Origin of the sequence: Clostridium bornimense (genome assembly GCF_018917145.1) — a bacterium.
Classification (GTDB): Bacteria; Bacillota; Clostridia; order Clostridiales; family Clostridiaceae; genus Clostridium_AN; species Clostridium_AN bornimense_A.
This window is the reverse complement of sequence record NZ_JAHLOD010000020.1, coordinates 42,276-62,538: the sequence shown is the minus strand read 5'-3', so window position 1 is coordinate 62,538 and position 20,263 is coordinate 42,276. Positions and strand designations below refer to the sequence as shown.

Annotated in this window: 15 protein-coding genes and 1 pseudogene; 1 reads left to right on the top strand and 15 read right to left on the bottom strand. The window is 28.6% G+C overall.

Annotated features, from left to right (window positions below; translation table 11 throughout):
* Nucleotides 1-245 precede the first annotated feature (245 nt).
* The 6 genes from KQI30_RS09010 to KQI30_RS08985 all read right to left on the bottom strand — a co-directional run bounded on the left by KQI30_RS09010 (nucleotide 246) and on the right by KQI30_RS08985 (nucleotide 4,905).
* Complete coding sequence (locus tag KQI30_RS09010) at nucleotides 246-866, bottom strand: response regulator transcription factor (protein ID WP_216462971.1); 621 nt, start codon at nucleotides 864-866, stop codon at nucleotides 246-248.
* Nucleotides 863-1,987 carry a sensor histidine kinase gene (locus KQI30_RS09005; protein ID WP_216462970.1) on the bottom strand — a complete coding sequence of 375 codons (1,125 nt, stop codon included), beginning with the start codon at nucleotides 1,985-1,987 and terminating at the stop codon, nucleotides 863-865. Before KQI30_RS09005 ends, KQI30_RS09010 begins: the two co-directional genes overlap by 4 nt.
* A gap of 52 nt (nucleotides 1,988-2,039) precedes the next feature.
* Entirely contained in the window at nucleotides 2,040-2,603 is a 564-nt protein-coding gene (locus tag KQI30_RS09000) for a GNAT family N-acetyltransferase (RefSeq protein WP_216462969.1), read from the bottom strand.
* A gap of 231 nt (nucleotides 2,604-2,834) precedes the next feature.
* The gene (locus tag KQI30_RS08995; protein WP_216462968.1) at nucleotides 2,835-3,440 is read right to left on the bottom strand and encodes a GyrI-like domain-containing protein; all 606 of its coding nucleotides are present in this window, start codon (nucleotides 3,438-3,440) and stop codon (nucleotides 2,835-2,837) included.
* Nucleotides 3,441-3,691: 251 nt separating this feature from the next.
* Nucleotides 3,692-4,393, bottom strand: coding sequence for a lysophospholipid acyltransferase family protein (locus KQI30_RS08990; RefSeq protein WP_216462967.1), 702 nt, complete (start codon nucleotides 4,391-4,393; stop codon nucleotides 3,692-3,694).
* A 314-nt stretch (nucleotides 4,394-4,707) separates the two neighbouring features.
* A complete protein-coding gene (locus tag KQI30_RS08985; protein ID WP_253287450.1) occupies nucleotides 4,708-4,905 on the bottom strand; it encodes a hypothetical protein in 198 nt (65 codons plus the stop codon).
* A 668-nt stretch (nucleotides 4,906-5,573) separates the two neighbouring features.
* Here KQI30_RS08985 and KQI30_RS17675 point away from each other — a divergent pair.
* A pseudogene (locus KQI30_RS17675) lies at nucleotides 5,574-5,829 on the top strand (transposase); the annotation flags it as partial.
* Nucleotides 5,830-6,136: 307 nt separating this feature from the next.
* On the opposite strand, the gene KQI30_RS08980 reads toward KQI30_RS17675, so the two are convergent.
* Genes KQI30_RS08980 through KQI30_RS08940 form a run of 9 tightly spaced genes read right to left on the bottom strand, consistent with a single transcriptional unit; the run spans nucleotide 6,137 to nucleotide 19,440 of the window.
* Nucleotides 6,137-6,952: an acetyl-CoA carboxylase carboxyltransferase subunit alpha gene (locus KQI30_RS08980; protein ID WP_437177727.1), complete on the bottom strand. Its 816-nt coding sequence runs from the start codon at nucleotides 6,950-6,952 to the stop codon at nucleotides 6,137-6,139.
* On the bottom strand, nucleotides 6,936-7,763 hold the full coding sequence (gene accD / locus KQI30_RS08975; RefSeq protein WP_437177729.1) for an acetyl-CoA carboxylase, carboxyltransferase subunit beta: 828 nt from the start codon (nucleotides 7,761-7,763) through the stop codon (nucleotides 6,936-6,938). The genes KQI30_RS08980 and accD overlap by 17 nt, the downstream gene beginning before the upstream one ends.
* A complete protein-coding gene (gene accC, locus KQI30_RS08970) occupies nucleotides 7,741-9,114 on the bottom strand; it encodes an acetyl-CoA carboxylase biotin carboxylase subunit (protein WP_216462964.1) in 1,374 nt (457 codons plus the stop codon). The genes accD and accC overlap by 23 nt, the downstream gene beginning before the upstream one ends.
* Nucleotides 9,115-9,126: 12 nt before the next feature.
* Nucleotides 9,127-9,564, bottom strand: a complete 438-nt coding sequence (locus tag KQI30_RS08965; RefSeq protein WP_216462963.1) for an acetyl-CoA carboxylase biotin carboxyl carrier protein — start codon at nucleotides 9,562-9,564, stop codon at nucleotides 9,127-9,129.
* Between the two features lie 31 nt (nucleotides 9,565-9,595).
* Complete coding sequence (locus KQI30_RS08960) at nucleotides 9,596-10,102, bottom strand: hypothetical protein (protein WP_216462962.1); 507 nt, start codon at nucleotides 10,100-10,102, stop codon at nucleotides 9,596-9,598.
* Between the two features lie 2 nt (nucleotides 10,103-10,104).
* Nucleotides 10,105-10,839, bottom strand: a complete 735-nt coding sequence (locus tag KQI30_RS08955; RefSeq protein ID WP_216462961.1) for a 4'-phosphopantetheinyl transferase family protein — start codon at nucleotides 10,837-10,839, stop codon at nucleotides 10,105-10,107.
* Entirely contained in the window at nucleotides 10,814-15,451 is a 4,638-nt protein-coding gene (locus KQI30_RS08950; RefSeq protein ID WP_216462960.1) for an SDR family NAD(P)-dependent oxidoreductase, read from the bottom strand. The genes KQI30_RS08955 and KQI30_RS08950 overlap by 26 nt, the downstream gene beginning before the upstream one ends.
* A gap of 10 nt (nucleotides 15,452-15,461) precedes the next feature.
* The gene (locus KQI30_RS08945; protein ID WP_216462959.1) at nucleotides 15,462-16,673 is read right to left on the bottom strand and encodes an aminotransferase class I/II-fold pyridoxal phosphate-dependent enzyme; all 1,212 of its coding nucleotides are present in this window, start codon (nucleotides 16,671-16,673) and stop codon (nucleotides 15,462-15,464) included.
* 13 nt (nucleotides 16,674-16,686) lie between these two features.
* On the bottom strand, nucleotides 16,687-19,440 hold the full coding sequence (locus KQI30_RS08940) for a beta-ketoacyl synthase N-terminal-like domain-containing protein (protein WP_216462958.1): 2,754 nt from the start codon (nucleotides 19,438-19,440) through the stop codon (nucleotides 16,687-16,689).
* Nucleotides 19,441-20,263 lie beyond the last annotated feature (823 nt).

The following is a 20,263-nucleotide window of genomic DNA, read 5'->3' as shown; positions in this document are numbered from 1 at the left end:
TTATGCAAGCTTACCCACAAATCAAGCCTAATGTGATTCGTGTTCCTCAGACCAAAGGTTTGCCGCCGACTTCCTTCAGATTCCACCTCGCGATGGACACCCTTGTCTTAGGCTATATGGTTGGCACTATCAGCCCCCATTACGGACTTTCACCGATTAGTGTACGCCCATGCTGGGCGCACATAAAAAAAGGCAATATCTCCATACTGAAGAATATCACCTTTCTTATATTACATTTGTCATATTTATAAATTTCCCTTTAGATAATTGACTGCAATAGCTGTTCTATGTTCTAAATCTGTTTTATCTAATATCATAGTTATATAATTTCTAATAGTACCTTCTGAAATAAATAACTTTTTGCTTATCTCTTTATTGCTAAGACCTTCACTTATTGCAATAATAATATCTTTTTCTCTTTCTGTAAAATCATATTTAGTAAATTGTGGTCCACCCTTGTTACCTTGAAATTTATTTAACACATTTTCATTCATTACAATAGTATTGTTATAAACAGAAGTAATACTTTGAACTATTTGATCCGGTGTGCTATTTTTTAAAATATACCCTTTAGCACCATACTCCATTGCTTCATTAATGTAATCTTCTTCATCAAAGGTAGTCAAAATCAAACATTTAGTATCTGTTTTACTTGCGATTTCCTTTACTGCTTCAACACCTGACATCTTAGGCATTCTTATATCTAAAAGTGCTACATCTATTTCTTCTGTAGTGCAAATGCTTACAGCTTCTTCCCCATCTTCAGCAACAGCCACAATTTCAATATCACCTTTTAACGGCAACAGTACTTTTAAACTTTCTCTTATTAAGCTATCATCATCACAAATCAATACTTTAATGCTCATTTTTTTCTCCCCTTATTTATAATCATATTTACTACAAATCCATTATCATTATAATATTCAACTCTACCGTTTATTTCTTCTAATCGTTCTTCTATTCCTCTTAACCCTAACCCCTTAGATAACTTTTCTACACCTCTGCCATTATCTCTTATTTCAACTCTATAAAACATATTAAATACTAATATGGATACAGTAATTTTTGTTGCATTAGAATACTTAGCTGCATTAGTTAATGCTTCTTTAATATTATCTTCTATAATTCTAAGCTCCATTAATCTAATAGCTGAAATATCTCCATCACATAAAAATGCTGTTTCTATTCCAGTAACATATTGAAATTTTAATACAAGCTCCTTTATATTCTCAATTCCTATGACTGATTGACCTGGCTTAACTTGTCTTAAAAAATCTCGTATTTCTTCCATACCTTCCCTTAAATTACCCATTGCTGTAACTAGAGATTTTTTTGCTAGTTCATCATTGTTTCCTATCATTTCTTTAGTAACTTCTAACTGCATAATGGAACTTGTTATTCTGTGACCTAAGTGATCATGAAGTTTTTGTGCTATAAAATTACGTTCCTTTAATACTGTAATAATATTATTTTGATCTAAATATTTCTCTAATTCATCAATCTTTTTTTCCATAACTATTTTACTATTACTACTGTCTTTATTTAATCTCCTATACTTTTCTTCCTCATTTAATTTATCCTTAATTTCATATAAATATAAATTAATAATAATTATAATCATGCTTATAATTATTAACTCTTTAATACTAATATACTTTACACTAGTAAGATACAATGTAAAAATAGATATGGCTACATTTATATATAATGTAAGATTACCTTCAAATAAATCAAATAATAATATAGTGACCAATAAGGCTGTATATGTATGCCCAATAAACATACTAACAACAATCAGCCCAAGCTCTATTAATGTTACTATTTTATAATTTATTTTAATTACATTTTTGATAAGGTGAATACAATCTATTAAAAGTATAATTAATATTGCATAAATAGTATATTCAGTATTTTCCCACGACACTGCTGTTAATATAATAATTCCAATTGATATTAGAATTATAAATGCAGTTATTGACTTTTTCATATGAAACTCCTATTTTTCCCTTATTATCATTATATTAACGCAAACTTGTCATTTATCTATTATTTTTAAATTCACTCCTCAATAAAGAATAGTACATTCTACTAACATATTGATTATCCATAAAAAAATAATCTCGTAAAGTACCTTCATAAATGAAACCACATTTTTCGATAACACGTTGTGAAGGCTTATTTATTGTCTTTGTGCATATCTGTACCTTGTGCAGATTCATTCTTTCAAATCCATAATTAATTACTGCTTTTGTAGCTTCTGTTGCTAATCCTTTGCACTGAAAAGCAGAACCAATGCAATACTCAATTTCTGCAAAATGATTCTTACTATCAACAAGAAAATATGCAATTTGACCAATACATTCCTTTGTTACTTTATCAATAATTGCCCATCGATAATAGTCACTATTTTCATAGGAAGATATATATTTATCCAATAGCCCCCTTACTTCATCTTTTGTGTTATATGTTGGTTCTGAGTAAAGTGATTGGATTTTTTCATCAGCAACCCAATATTTCAACATTGCATCATCATCACTATATTTAAAACGACGCATAATCAATCTTTCAGTTTCAATGACCTGTGTTCCCATATGTGTCAACATTATCTTTCTTCCTTTCAAATTCTTATTTTAGTTACCAACTTTCTAATCACTAAAATTACATATATCAACAAGTTTATGATTTATACATTTTATTATACATGCCTTTACTTTCCTGGTAAATAATATAAATAAAAGTTCCTCAACTGCATTAAAGCTTAGTATTGAGAAACTCTATATTCTACGCATTATCTTACATATTAAACTATTCAAATTTAGATATTTGCACACCCATTACTTTTGCTTCACCATGTATCTCAGTATTGTTTTTAATTTATTACGTTCTACTTTTCTTGCATCTGACAAATATATCTCTCTATGTGTCTCTCCTATTTTTTCTAAATTATTTTCATTCATAAATTTTATCATCTTTTCAAAGCTTTTTGGTTCATCATCATAATCACCTATGTGAAGAACTTGTACTGAAAGACCTTCTTCAATTTCACCATAATAAGCTTCTTTTAGAAGTGGATTAGGTTTCTTAACATTTGCTATTTCAAAAGCTTTATTTACAACCTCTTCTGTAACAAAGTCTGGTTGTCTAATCATAATTGTATATGAAAATGTAAACTTATCACTTGTATTCCCTGCTTCCCAAACTCCTTCAAGTGGGTATACAGTATATTCAAAATATCCCTCCGGTACAAATCCCTTCTTAGGCATCATTCTAACAGCATATGCTAAAGAGTATAAAATGCCTATTCTCTCTGAAAAATCTTCATCATTAGGATTTCCCTTTCCTTTAATCATAAAAAACTTCTGCTTTGGAACAGATATTAACTGTGGTGTCTCCTTTGGTGAATATAGTCCCTTTTCATGTTTTTTCCACTCATGCTTCATTGTTTATTCCCTCCAATATATTTTGATATGCTTTTTCATATTTAGTTTCTATAGAAAAAGCATATACCCTCGCATTATGCTAGAGTCAATATCTTATCTTTTAGACGTAAGTACTGAAAATTCACCTATCTTAAACATTTTTTAACCCTTCCTAATCTTATTCTATTGCTTAAATTATACAATATATTGGTTATTAAACAAAACATTGGATGTAAAGTATGTTGTAGAAGCACTAGAAACAGCTAAACATGTTAGTTCCTATATAATCTTTCAACAACTAATTTTGTATGCTCACACAATTCAGATGTTTTCGTATAGCCTAATTCTTTGTAATCTATTTTTTCTCCCACATTAATCTTAATATTTGCAGACTTTATTCTTTTAGATTCTTCAAATGCTTTATATGAATCAACAATTGCTACAGGTAAAACAGCTACTTTTGACTTAATTGCAAGTTTAAAGCTTCCATTCTTAAATTCTCCAAGTCTGTCTTCCATAATTCTTTTCCCTTCAGGAAAAATAACTATAGACTTTCCACCTTTTAAAATTTCAACACCTTCCAATATAACTTTCGCCGATTGTCTAATATTATCTCTTTCTATAAAAAGGGATCCAATTTCCTTAAACCAAGTACTTATAAATGGTGTCTTCTTTAATTCTTCTTTTCCTATAAAAATCAATGGCTCTTCAAATAACCATATCAATATTAAACTATCAAGGTCACTTTTATGATTTGCTATTATTAAATAATTTGTATCCTTTTTTATATTTTCTTTTCCATCTATAGATATCTTTATTCCAGTTATAGAAATTACCATTTTTATAAGTACTCTTAAAAGTTTGTAGTTAGCTGCTTCTCTTTCTTCTCTTGATTTTTTTCTATTAATTATCCTTAATGGCCATGTAAAAAATGTATATATTATAGTTAATAATGCAATTATAATTGTTTTCATTTTTACCTCTTTTCTTAAATACCTTTTAGTATCTTATTCATTTCTTATTATTATCGTATCATGAACTTTGTAACAAATATAGCATTTTTCCCAATTTATGTTAATTTACTTATAAATTCTTGTAAAAAATCAATGTTCCTTTGGGATTACTTAATTTTTGCTGTGTTTTGATATAGATTTTAAATATAAAAAACATACTGTTTACCTCACCGTAAGTAAAAAAATTTAGACTTTAACATATACAATATTAATAATATTTCAAATTCAAATTTCAGCTATATTTTTATAAAAAATAAGATAGGTTTTCACCTATCCTAATAATTTTTATCTCTTAACGTTTTAACTTCTTCTATATTTAATCCTGTCTTAACCGCTATTATTTCATCATCTAAAATGTCTAACAAGTTTTTTACTATTTCTATTGTCTTATCATTCTTGCCTTTCGCTTCTGCTGAACTAATCATATTTACTCTTTCATGTAGTGATCTTTCTCTTTCCCAATATATTTTCATTGCTTCTTCATCACTATTTAAATATTCAATTTTTTACTCGGCTTTTTTATTGCTGAATCCAAACTAATCAACTCGACTAATGTAGTTCCAGATATATCTTTCTCAAAAAATGTACTTATACCATATCTATAAGCATATACTCTTTTTTAATATCTTCCCATAAATGAAATGAGTATTGATAACTTTCTGTTCCTAAAAATTCAAAGTCTAAGATATTAAAATATCCTCATCTCCTTTTTTACCAAGTACTTTTTTGAATATGAAATCATTTAATGGTCTAACTCTTCTCATCTATATTTTATCTCTATGCTTTTCTCTTTAGTTAAATTATTCTCCTATCTCACTTCTATTATTATAAATGATAAGATAAGACTAGTTCTTTCCAAACATAATTCTTTTTATTTGCTTGATTTTATTTATATCTCCTTCTGCTAATCCATTATTATAGTCATATTTTATTATATTTTTTACAACAACTAAGTCTCTTTATATTCCTCCTACAAAGCTATTTATTTCTTTTACTTCTAAACTTAAAGCTTTTTCTATCTAAATATCTAAGTATCGAAATATTTTCTTTTTTTATTTTTTTAAATATCACGAAATTCATGAACTAAATTAAGAATATTTTTTGCAGTTCTTCTATCTAAGGATATTTTATTAAATCTTGTAGGATTGTATATCCGCAAGAATATAATACATTAAAATATGTAGCTGATAAAGATATAAAGGCTGCTGCAGCAGATTTAAAAACTATTTATCATTCACCTTCAGAAGAAGCTGCTCATACTCGAATGTTAGAGGTTGCTTAAAAATAGAAACCACATTATCCTAATGCGATGAAAAGTTGGTCTACAAATTTGGACGTAATAAGTCCTATATTTAAATTTATTTGAAGCTACAAAGAAGTGAAATTTACCATTATAAAGTTGGGGTAAGGTTTATGGAGAGCTATCAATAATGTACGAAGGCAAATTACCGGAATAAACCTATGGGTTTTACAATTAAAAAAAATTACACCCGTTTAAGGGTGTTCTTGACATGCATATTTTTATTTATTATATTGTAATCAAGGTATAAGCACCAAATCATGGTACTTATACATCTAAAATAATTATCATAGAAAGCTATTTACAGAGTTTTCTTAACACACTCAAAAATTATGCTACTATTTTCCACATCTACTTACCAAGGCAGTTCAATATATATTAAATTACTTTCCACTCAATAATTTTTACCATATATTTCCAATCTCTCTGAACTTTTTATATCTTTCCTCAAGAATTTCATCTATATTATGCTTCATTAATTCCATTAATTCTTTTAAAATAGCATTTTTTATAATCATAGCAGCTTCATCTTTATTAGTATGAGCTCCTCCATAAGGTTCACTAATAACTTCATCTATTACTTGTAATTCCTTTAAATCTGCTGCTGTTAATCTCATTTTATCTGCTGCTTCTTCAGCTCTTTTAGGATCTTTCCACAGTATACTTGCAAATCCTTCTGGAGATAAAATTGAATATATTGCATTTTCAAGCATTAAAACTTTATCTGCAACACCTAATCCTAAAGCTCCACCACTTCCACCTTCTCCAACAAAAACTGAAACTATGGGAACTCTCATTCTACTCATTTCTAATAAGTTATTTGCAATTGCCATACCTTCACCATTTTCTTCAGCTTCTACACCGCAATATGCCCCTGGAGTATCTACAAGACAAATGATAGGCATTCTATGACTTTCTGCAAATTTCATAACTCTTAATGCTTTTTTATATCCTTCTGGCTTTGCCATTCCAAAATTTCTCATTATATTTTCCTTAAGATTTTCACCTTTACTTATACCTATTATAACTACAGATATTCCTTCAATTTTACACATACCTGTAATAACAGCTTTATCATCCTCTAAATTTCTATCACCATTCAAACTTACAAATTTATCACATATAGCTTTTATATAATAGTTGGAGCTTGGTCTGTTAGCATTACGTGCTATTTTAACAATTTCCCAAGCTTTATTTATCTCTTTAACAACCTGATTCATAATGCATTCCCTCATTTATATCTAAAATATTAAATAAAAATTCTTTAAGTTCTTTTCTATTAACAATGTGATCTATCTGTCCTCTTTCCAATAAAAACTCTGCTGTCTGAAGATTCTTTGGAAGCTCTTCTTTTATAGTATTTTCTATAACCTTTTTTCCTGCAAAACCTATTAATGCTCCTGGTTCACTTATTATTATGTCACCCTGCATTGCAAAACTTGCTGTAACACCACCTGTAGTTGGATCTGTTAACACACTTATATATAAACCTCCCTTTTCTTTGTAACGTCCTATTGCTGCTGATATTTTTGCCATCTGCATTAAAGACAATATTCCTTCCTGCATTCTTGCTCCTCCAGAAGCAGTAAATAAGATTAGCGGTAATTTATTATACGATGCATATTCTACTAATCTTGTAATTCTTTCTCCTACAGCTGTCCCCATACTTCCCATTATAAAATTACTATCCATAACTCCTAATGCTACACTTATTCCATTAATACTTCCTACACCAACTGTTACAACTTCATCACTTGAAGATTTTATTTTAGCTACTCTAATTTTTTCATCGTAACCAACAAAATTTAGGACGTTTTTTGTTTTTATTTCTTTAAACATTTCCTTAAAAGTATCTTTATCTATTATTTCTCTTATTCTTTCCTTAGCTGATATTCTCATGTGATAATTACACTTTTCACATATATAAAAATTATTTTTTAAACTTTCAGTATATAATATGCTTGAACATTCCTTACACTTTGTCCACATACCTTTCTTAATTTGAACTCTATTTAATGAATCCATCTTTATTCACCAACTCATCTTCTAAATAATCTGTACAATAACTTCCTTCTAAAAAAGCCTCTTTACTAAAAATCCACTTATGAAAATCAATATTTGTTTTTATTCCTTCTATTTTAATTTCATCCAAAGCTCTTTTTGTTCTCTCTATAGTTTCTTCTCTGCTATTTCCATGAACTATTAACTTCAAAATCATCGAATCATAGTACATAGGAATCGTGTAACCATTATAAACATTTGTATCAATTCTTATACCAATTCCACCAGGAAAAATTATATTATCAATTTTACCAGGGCATGGTCTAAAATCGTTGAAAGCATCTTCAGCATTAATTCTACATTCTATTGAATGTCCACTTAGTATAACATTCTCCTGCTTAATCTCTAACTTTTCACCATCAGCTATTTTAATCTGCTCCTTAAGAATGTCTATGTTACTTATATCTTCTGATATTGAATGCTCAACTTGAATTCTGGTATTCATCTCTAAGAAATAATAGTTATAATCTTTATCTAAAAGAAATTCTATAGTTCCTACACTTCTATATCCTATCTTTTTAATAGCTTCAACAACAGTATTGCCAATCTTATTTCTCAATTCCTCTGTAATAACTGTAGAAGGTGATTCTTCTAATATCTTTTGATTATTTCTTTGCATGGAACAATCTCTTTCTGGCAGATAAATTACATCTCCGTAATTGTCTGCTATAATTTGAAATTCTATATGTTTCGCTTTTTCTACAAACTTTTCAATATAAACTTCCTCACTTTGGAAACATTTCTTAGCCTCGAGTTTGCATATATAATATTGTTTTTTTAATTCTTCATCACTACTCACTACTCTTATACCTTTACCACCACCGCCTAAAGCAGCTTTTATAATTACTGGATATCCTATTTTATTAGCTACTGATAATGCTCTTTCTACATTTAATACTCCACCATCAGATCCTGGTATTACCGGTACTCCTGCATTTTTCATTATTTCTTTAGCCCTAATTTTATCTCCCATTGCTCCAACCATATAACTAGAAGGTCCAATATATATTATATTACAATCTTCACATATTTTAGCAAACTCTGCATTTTCAGATAAAAAGCCATAACCTGGATGAACAGCTTGTACATCCATAATCTCACAAGCACTTATAATATTCGGTATGTTAAGATAACTATCTTTAGCATAAGCTTCTCCTATACATATAGATTCATCAGCTAATTTTATATGAAGAGAATCCTTATCAGCTTCTGAATATACAGCTACAGTTTTTATCCCCAGCTCCTTGCATGCCCTTATAATCCTAACAGCAATCTCCCCTCTATTTGCTATTAAAACTTTTTTTATATTTTTAGTTTTCATAGAATATTTCACCTACTTTATTTTTATTTTTACAAGAGGCTGACCATATCCTACATTAGCTTTATCTTCACAGCACACTTCAACTACTTCTCCATCAACCTCACTAGACACTTCACTCATAATCTTCATGGCCTCAATTATTCCAATGGTATCACCTTTTTTGATATCATCACCTTCTTTTACAAAAACTTCTTCATCTTGATTAGATGATCTATAGAAAACTCCAACCATAGGTGCTTTGATAACTTTTATATTATCATTTTCCTCTATATCTTTAAAAAGATCTTCCTTATTGTTATCATCTGAATACTGAATCTTATTGCATGATGAATTACTTTCATATTCTGGTTTTTCTAACTCTAAATATACATCATCAATTTTAACTTTTATTTTAGAAAAAGGAGTTTCTCCTATAATACTTAACAATTCGTTTAAATCGTCTATACTCATAACATCACGCCTTTCATTTTTTTTATTGCTATTATGCATTTTCATTAAATATACTTAAAACAATTCCTATTAAAACAAATATATTTGAATATATAACTGCTTTAATTGGTACATGTATAAATGCAAATATCCAGATATCTATAAAAAACACTGAACACCATATTTTTGTCTGAAATATAGTTTTACTTATGTCTCCCTCTTCAAAATCTTTTTTAATATAATAACTCATAAATGGTCTTTTTCTTAAAATACTAATAATACTCATAATAAATAGCCATCCATATCCTAAATATCCATCCCCAACTATAAACATATCTGTCTTAACTATATAATTTGCGAGAATTGTAATAATAAAATATGCTATACTAAAAAGATCCATAAAGCTATAATTCTGATTACTTCTTTCCATACCAATTAGTATTAGCTCTAAAACTAATGCAATTACTCCTCCATAAGGTAATAAGTTAGCACTAATTATCCAATAAACTACCCAAGGTATATAAGAAATAGTCAGATATATCATATTTTTAGTCTTCATTATTACACCTTCCATAACCTACATATGGAAATATAATTATCATTTTTTACTGAATAACTTAATTCCATATTCCTTCCGTATATTAATTTTTCAATAATATCTTCTTTTTTGAATACTATAAGTAACTTCCTCTCTTCTTCTTTATCCATTAATATTTTTATAAAATTCATACCAAAGCTTAATCCAAAATCTAGAGCTTTTCCTATTGCCTCTTTTATTGTCCATAATAATACCCATATATTTTCATATTCAGTCTCATATGTTTTCCAAAACTCTATTTCTTCTTTACTAAAAGCATATCTAATAAATGATTTATCTAATTTCAAACTACATTTTTCTATATCTACCCCAACTTTATCTTTATGGCTAAATACTGCAACAGCATACATATTATTGTGTGCTATAGATATATCATTATTTATCCTTACATTATTTATAAACAATTTTGGTTTTTCTCTATCTTTAATTTTTATTAATTCAATATCTTTTAATTGCCCTTTATAGCCTGTATGTTCAATAACTAAGCTTTTAGCTGCTAATCTTCCTAAATACATTTCTTCTTGTCTTTTCTTACTCCTAAATAACCTATCGTAATAAATTTTTTCCTTAGCAGATAGATGTGTTGCCATTTTCTCCTTAACACTTACTTTAGAAGCTTGAAGGAGTAATAACGAAACTCCCTCAAACTTCATCTTTTCACTGATAGAAATTTTATTTAAGAATGTTGTGATTACCATTTTCTTTACTTATCCTAGTTAAGATCATTTCTTCTATATCGAATATAATTTCTCCATTCCTTGATATTGCTTGTGCTGAATAAACTAAATCTGGGTCATTAACTTCTATCAACTTACAGTATACATATATTTCTTCATTCTTTATAAAGTCTCTGTACTTAACGGCCTTGGTTATTTTTCTAGGAACTATTGTATATCCATTCTTTTGATAATCATTTAAAAGCATAAACCTTCCTATATTATCAATAGTAACTGGTGAAATTATAGATTCTACAAAATCCACATATGAAAAATATTGCTCATCTTCTGGAACTTGTATTACTCCAACCATTTCTTCATCATTTAACATTCCAGCATAAGTTATGCATCTAAAAGTTTTTCCAAATACTATATAATCTGCAGCCTTTTCATAATATAAATCAATATCCATCTCTTTACTCTTATCTATTAATTCTGGTAAATCTAAATTAGTCTTAATTATATTTTTCTTTGCTTTTTCATATGTGATTCTTCCATGAGAATGAACTCTGTCTTTTTGCAACACAATTCCATTATTATTAATAAAGTCAGATAAAATCTTAACCTCCATAATCTTTCTATCTTCATTCTTTTCTATAAATTCACCTTGTAATTTTAATACTAATTTATTTGTATCAAAATATTTTATAAACTTATCAAAGTTATAATTAGATATTTCAGTTGTATAGTATACTTTCTCATTTTTATCTATCCTTTGCAATAACTTTCCTAATTCACAAACTGCCTCAATGTGCATAACTCCAGCAAATACGCTGTTTCCTTCAACTAAGTGGTCTCTTAAATGTATATCACTTTCTTTGCTTAATTTCTTTGTAGCTACAATACTCTTTCCTACTTTATATTCATTAACTACATCTAACATTGGAAACATTGTTCTATCTGTAACTTCTCCATTTTCTCCAATATATCTAGAAATCTTTTTTAAATCTTCATCTAACAAATCTAATTGACCTAATGGCATATTAGCTTTACCTATTTGACCAAAGAATAAGATTTCAGGATAATTTAATCCGAAAGCTAATTCATTTAAGAATCGTGTAACTCCTTCTTTTACATTTATATATTCTAAGCCCCTTACTTTCTTTTGTACCTTTTTAACTTGAGGATCTGATGCCATACCTACTTCATCCCAAGCTGTCCATCCTAGAACTCCACATTTTATTCTTGGATTATCTTTATTAATCATAGATGAAAGTTTAACAATTATATCTGCGCCTGCTGAATAATCAACTTGTCCATCCATACCAAATCTTCCTGAAATAGATCCCATACTTATGAAGAATCTTAATTTATCGCTTTTAAACTTGTTATACATATTATAGAATCCATCAGCTTTTACTCTTAATACCTTTAACGCGAATTCTTCATTTTTATGAGTTACTTTACCAAAGGAAGGAAGACCAGCTCCATTTATTATACCTGTAACATCTCCAAAGTTTTTCTTTATATATTCAGCAAGCCTATTAGTATCTTCATCACTGCAAATATCGCATTTAACGTAATTAATATCATAATCTGTTTTATTTAGCTTTTGAATATTTGTATATAACTTTTTAGCATCTAAAAGCTTGTTATACTTTTCAATAGCCTCAAAAGGTGTCTTTACTTTTTTTTCGTTCACCAACTTTCTTATGAATTTAGGTTTATAATCTTCCATTTCTTCATCATTAAAATTTAACCATTCTTCATCACCCTTTGGTAAATCTGTTCTTCCAGTTATAATTATTTTTGGATTATATAAAGTAGCTAAGCCCTTTACACATTCAAAAATAATTCCTCTTCCTCCACCAGAAACTAATACAATATCCTTCTTATCTAATTCAAATTGTTTTATACATTCTCTTCCTTCTATTTCTTTCGGAATTACGCATATAGTCTTTCTTATATTATTACAGTATCCTATTTCAATTAATTCTTCTCTAACCTTGTAATCTTTATATAAAGTTTCTGCAACCTTTTCTGTGTGTTGAACATCTGTAAAGTCACAGATTTTACAGATAAGCGGTCTAAGTTCTTTTTCTAATCCCTTTATGTATCCATCTACTACAGCTCCTATAGGATTATTTAGAAATTCTCTTTCAACTCCAAAGATACCTCCAATATTTGTTGCAGCATAATATGCACTTTCTTTTGGATTTTCTTCAAAGTATTCATAAGCATATTTTGACGTATAGAACATTACATTATACACTTGTCTAACTTCTTTATCATATATATCATAACTTGTCTCGTAGAAGTTAAACGATTTTCTTATTCCATTAAGATTTATAACAACATCTACTCTTCCTAACTTTCCTATAGCTACATTTATACTTTCCTTTAAAACTTTTACGTCATCAAAGTTTGTAGCTACAGATTTCACACCGTCATATTTTTCATTTCCTAAGATACAGACTTGAGCATCATCCTTTTTTAATAAGTTAACTAATTTTCTAGTTATAGTCTGATCTAATCTATCTTCAACTAATAATACTTTCTTGCCTTGAAATTTAAATTCTTCTGCATTAACGGGATATTCCTTTTCAACTGAAATACCTATGTATCTCGTAGATATCGCCTCACTATCTAATTCAAATATTTTATCCAGCTCTTTAACTTCATTTCTCTGTTCTACAACATTTTCTGTTCCCATTACCTTACATGTATAATCCACTATTTTATCTATAGTATTAAATTCTTTTACATTTGCATTTTCATCTATTTCATAATTAAAGTGTTCTCTTACTACTGCAAATATTTCTCCTTGTTTTACTGAATCTATTCCTAAGTCCGCCTCCAAATCTAAGTTTGACTCAAGCATTTCTTCTGGATAGCCCGTTTTCTCTGCTACTATAGCTTTTATTTCTTTTTCTACAGCTGCCTTATCTATTTCTACAAATTTTTCTGCTGCAACTTCTAGAGCTACAGTCCCCATTGCTTTGCATGTGTAATCTACTATCTTATCTATAGTATTAAATTCTTTTACATTTGCATTTTCATCTATTTCATAATTAAAGTGTTCTCTTACTACTGCAAATATTTCTCCTTGTTTTACTGAATCTATTCCTAAGTCCGCCTCCAAATCTAAGTTTGACTCAAGCATTTCTTCTGGATAACCTGTTTTCTCTGCTACTATAGCTTTTATTTCTTTTTCTACAGCTGGCTTATCTGTACTACTAACATCTACTGCCTTTACAAGTTCCTTTTTACTTACTTTTTTAATAACTGTATCATCTTTTTCAACTTTTCTACTTATAACTATACCATTACCAGATACTAAATCTATAATTTCTTTTAAAGAACTCTCCTTATCAATAGCACTCTTATCTAAATTGAATTTCTTAACTATTTTCTTCACTATATTATTAAAAACTTCTTCATTTAATGCTAAATCCATATACAATGGCTTATCTGTAACATTTATAAGATTTAAAGGATACGCAGTTTGAGACACTATAATCTTCTTAATATCACTTTCAATTTTACCTTTAAAAACATCATTATTAACTAATGTTATATTATTTACATCCATATATGCCTTTAATCTCTTTATACATAAATTATCATTTTTTGCTTTTAAATTACTTTCAATTGAATAAAACTTATTACCTTTTAGTATCTTTTTAACTAATCTTGTAAGTATGTTCTTGCATCCAACTTCTACATATATATTTACATTCAATTCCTCATACATGTTTTTTATTATGTCGTGGAAACTAAAAGGAGTAACTAATTGACTTGCTAAAGTTCTAGCGAAGTCTTCTTTTGTAAAATCCTCTTCTGTGTATAATCTTTTCTTGATTGTAGAATAGATTTTTGTCTTAGGTACTCTATAATTGATGTTCTTAATTTTTTCATAATAATACTCAACTGCATCAGTTAATATATTACTATGGAATGCATGTGAGACCTTTAAAACATTATGAACCACATTATCTTTCTTACATATTTCTTCTATTTCCTTTATGTCTTCATTACTTCCTGATAATACAACTTGGTCTTGAGAATTATCTAAGGCTAAAATACATTTTCCCTTTGACTTCTCTAATAAGCTTTTTATAACTTCATCATCTTTTCCAGCTGAAATGCTTATCATTTTACCTCTCTTTTCTTCTGGCATTCTTTCTAGAGATTCTGCTCTGTAATATACAATTCTTAATCCTTCTGAGAAAGATATAACATCTCCAGCAACTAAAGTCGAAATTTCTCCCAAGCTATGTCCACACAAATAATCTGGCTTCATGCCTAAGCTTTCAAGAAGCTTATATACTGCATAATTCGCTGTATATATAGATGTCTGCATTATCTTAGCTCTCTTTAAATTTTTTTCTACCGATGCCTCTTCTTCCTCGTTATTAAATATGATATTTGTTGTTAACTTTTCTCCACATAATTCCGTTAATACTTTATCAGCTTCATTAAAAATATTCTTAACTATCTCTTCCTTTTCAATTAAGTCTTTCATCATATTAGGATACTGTGAACCATGCCCCGGAAATAAGAATGCACTATTTCCTTTTTTAAAATTTTCACCTATAAAAACATCTTGTTTTGATAGTAATTCAATTATTTCTTTTTTTTCAATACTTTGCATAACAATCCCCCTAAATTACTCCAAATCTTCTTCCTACTTCTCCCATGATATCTAATGCTCTATCTATTTCTTCTGAACTTAAAGAAGCAGTAATAGTTGTTCTTAATCTACTCTTGTTCATTGGAACTGAAGGGAAAATAGCTGTTGCTATATATACTCCTCGATTTAATAATTCCTTTGTCATATGCATATTTGTATTATCATCACCTATATAAATTGGAATTATAGGTGAAATACTATTCATAGTGTTAAATCCTAATTCCTTTAAGCCCTTTCTGAATCTAATAGTATTATCCCAAAGTTTCTCTCTTCTCCAAGTTTCCTTTTCCATTATTTCAAAAGACTTCAATACTCCTGCTACTACTGCTGGTGGTAGGCTTGCGTTAAAAATATATTGATGTGCTTGATGTTTTAAATAATCTATAGTATCTTTGTCAGAAGCTATACAGCCTCCAACCCCTGCTAAAGACTTACTAAAAGTAGCCATCTTTATAGCAACTTTATCTTCTAATTTAAAATGTTCAGATGTTCCTCTTCCTGTTTCTCCAAAGAAACCTATTGAGTGAGCTTCATCAACCATAACTGCTGCATCATATTTTTCTGCAAGCTCTACTATTTCATCTAAGCAAGCTATGTCTCCATCCATTGAATACACACCATCTACAACAATTAGTTTTCTTTGGAATTCTTGAGACTTTTGTAATATATATTCAAGCTTTTCCATGTTATTATGACTAAAAATTTTTACCTTCGCATTAGACATAGCAATTCCATCTACTATACTCATATGATTTAATTGATCTGTAATTATTACAGAATCAGAATCATTGCATAGGGTAGATAAAGCTGATACATTAGCAAGATACCCTGCACTAACGATCATTGCTGATTCAGTTCTAAAATACTCAGCTATTTTTTCTTCTAATTGTTTATGCAATACAGTAGTTCCATTATGTAATCTTGCTCCACAAGTTCCTGTTCCATATTTATCAACAGCCTTTTTAATAGCCTTTATAATTTCTGGATGAGTTGATAGGCCCAAATAATTATTTGAAGTTAACATAATAACATCTTTTCCATCATATTTTGATGTTCCAGCTTGTGGTCCATCAAAAGCAGGTTCAAATACATATAAATCTTGAGCTTTTCCTTGTCTAATTCTTGGTAAAACCTTATCATATTCATTCTTAAACCCGTTAGGCATTTTTGCAGTTTTTAACATATTATTCTTCCTTTCACTTAACTAATAAGTTTTTAATATTTCTAATTTTATTTTCTAATTGATCTTCACTGTCATATACAATTTCAATTCTATAAGCACATTTCTTAAAGCCTGGATCTATAGAAACTTCCTTAAATTCTAATTTACTTATTAAGCTTTCAATAGAATCTGCACCTACTTTAAAGCAGTTATCATTTTCTGCTTTATCAGCAGCTTCCCTTATAACTTCAGCATCTGAAGCTTGTACATCTATTTGATAGCTCGTATTATTTATAGATTTAGAATTTATTTGTATATACTCTTTATTGTTTGAATTTATTTCAACACATGCTTTTAATAACTGAAATGCTCCCTGACCACCATAGTAGAACATATTATTTCCATCTTCATTCAAAGAATTTTCTGATATTTTATATATATTATCTCTCTCAGCACTTTTCTTTGGATTAAATTCAATTCCAGTAATTCTTCCATAAACACGCTCATTTTCTTTTACATCTTCAGTTCTCTTTATCAAAAATACTGCTGCACCTTCTGCTGGAATACTATTTGAATCTATATTTAAATTCTTAAGTATTTCAATAAATTCGGGGCTCATATTTCCATTAACTCCCCCAACTAGCACTGTATCATTTTCTTTAAGCTGTAAACTCATAATTCCTTGCTCTAATGCTTGTTCAAAAGATACGTTACCAGAATCATATACAGCATTTGAGCTTGTTAAATCAAAGAAGTTTGATATTCTACCTGCAATTATGTTATCCATGTAACCTGGTAAAACATCTTCAGCTACCTTCGGAATGCATTCTCTAACTTTGCTAGTTATATAATTTAATATTGACTCTCTAGTAACCTTATCAAGATTCTTAAATTCATCTAAGTTATTTAAGATATCTAAATATTCTCTATGCCTTATTCTTAAATCAGTATTTATTGAAGTTTCTAGCCCCAGCATATTTCCTATATACACTCCAGTCTTATCTCCAATAATCTTTTCAAGTCCGTAACTTGAAATAGCCTCTTGGCTTGCTACTAATGCTAATAACTGAGCTCTATCAATTTCTTTTAAAATTACTGGTGGTATTTTAAATTTAATACATGGGAATTTAAAGTCTTCAATAAATGAAGCTTTTAGGTCCTTATTTGCATTGTAAATATCATCTACTTCTTGTGGATATCTATCTAGTGGATATCTATTTAAATATTTAAATTTATTCTTAGTATTTTTGCTCCATTCTTCATAATTAGTTGCATTATTATCTATACATCCTACTCCAACTATAGATACATCAATTTCCTTATTTTCTAGAGTTTCATTATATGAATCTAATAATTTTTTATGATATTCTGGAATATATTCTTCCACTAAAACATTTGCATTTATTCCACCAAATCCAAAGGCATTAACTAATGCTACCTTAGGTGTATTTTCTTCCTTTTCCCAAGGTTTTAATTCTTTATTTACACAAAACTCAACACCACCCATCTCAAACTCATCAGCAAATCTTTCAAAGTAATTTGTAGGAGGTAATACTTTTCTATTAAAACTTTCTATAACCTTAATAATATTTGCCATTCCTGCTGCTGAGAAACAGTGTCCAACTTGAGATTTTATTGATCCAATTATAATCTTTTTATCTCTTCTTTCACTTTCATCAAATAGCATTTTTAAACTATTTAACTCAACAATATCTCCAACTCTTGTTCCTGTTGCATGGGTTTCAACATAATCTACATATAGAGGATCAACGCCTGCATTTTCTAGAGATTTTTTCATTGCTTTATATTGTCCCTCTGAACTTGGAGCATAGATAGATTTTCCTTTTCCATCACTCGCTACGCCTGTACCTCTTAATACACCAAAGATTGTGTTATTATCTTTAATTGCATCAGATAAAGTTTTAATAATTATTGTTCCTGCACCTTCTCCTGGAACTAATCCACTTCCTTTAACATCTAGCGGAAAAGAACCCTTTTCTGATAATCCTCCAATCTTAGCAAAAGCAACATTTCCTGTAACGATCATGTTTCCTAATACACCTGAAACTATACATATCTTTGCTTTCTTTTGGTGAATAATCTTAACAGCATTGTCTACAGCAAGCAAACTACCAGAGCAGGCACCATCTACTATAAATCTTCTCCCTTTAATATTTAAAATTTCAGCAACACCATTACATAAATTGCTATGAAATCTCTTATTTTTAATTTCTGTTGTTCCATTATTAAATTTCTCTATAGTCTCTTCTTCTAAAGATTTTTTAATACTTTCCTTTTGTTCTTTTGTTAAAGCAGCAAATTCACTGCTTTCTTCCAAATATTTTTCTATCTGTTTTTCCCTATTAATTAGACATTCATTTGATACAGAATAGTCTCCAAGCATGTTTCCTACAACCATTGATACATCATCTGAATCTAATTCACCAATAGATATATTCCCTTTATTAACAGCTTGTATTACTGTATCCAACAGCATTAATTGAGACTTATTCAAACCTTCAATAATATCTTTTTTAGCTTGAAATTCTTTTTTGTTTTTGGGAAATTTATAATCTTTTATATATGCACCTAACTTACAATATGTTTTATCTTCTGAATACTTATCTTCATCATAATATAAATCTTTTTTCCAATAAGATTCTGGCATTTCTTGTACGCCTGGTTTTCCAGACACAATATTCTCCCAAAACTTCTCAGTATCATAGCTATCTGGCGGAAATACACATCCATATCCAACTATGGCTATTGGTTCAAATTTGCATTTCATCAACATTCATCTCCTTTTTTATTTTGATTAATTTAACATTTTTAAAAATGTTAATATCTACAGTTAATGTCAATATATGTAGATATTTTTACTATTTGCAATGATTTAACTTTCTTTATATTACAAATACACGTATATATTACCTCTTTTGGTATCTATGTCAATATTTTTATTATCTGCCTTATTATTAGTTTTTTTGATTAAAACACTAATAATATCAGCTTAAATATGAAATTTTATAAATGATAAGATAATAATGTTCAGATTAGATAATATTTTTATATATAATACAAGATAATTTTCAATAGAGCATTAATGGTGATGAAAATGATATATGAAAAAACTATTAATAAAATAAGAAAAGCTAAAAAATCAAAAATAGCTACCTATTATGAAATCATATCAAACCTGTTTTCAGCAAAAACGAATCAAATTTTCTATTATAGAACTCATCTTTATAGATATTTTGTAAGAAAAAAAGGGGGGAAATTTCTCAAAAACGATTATAATATAAGTCTAGAACTGAAGCTAAGTAACACTAACCATTTTTGATTAAATGAAGTTTACATTTTTAATAGTTATTGTTCAAAGACCAAGTTCAGTCCTTCGTCTTTGAACTCTCTTTACGGAGACCTTAAAGCCTCGTTTCTCAAGTATATGATGAATCCTATAATCACCATAATCCTATTATTTTATCTAATTTAAAGAGTATTTTTTATTTATAAAAAACATAATCTCTGTGTTGAAGAAAAAATTAATTATATACAATACTATCTTGATGGTAATGATAGTATTAGCAATATTGTTTAGCAATAAAATTACT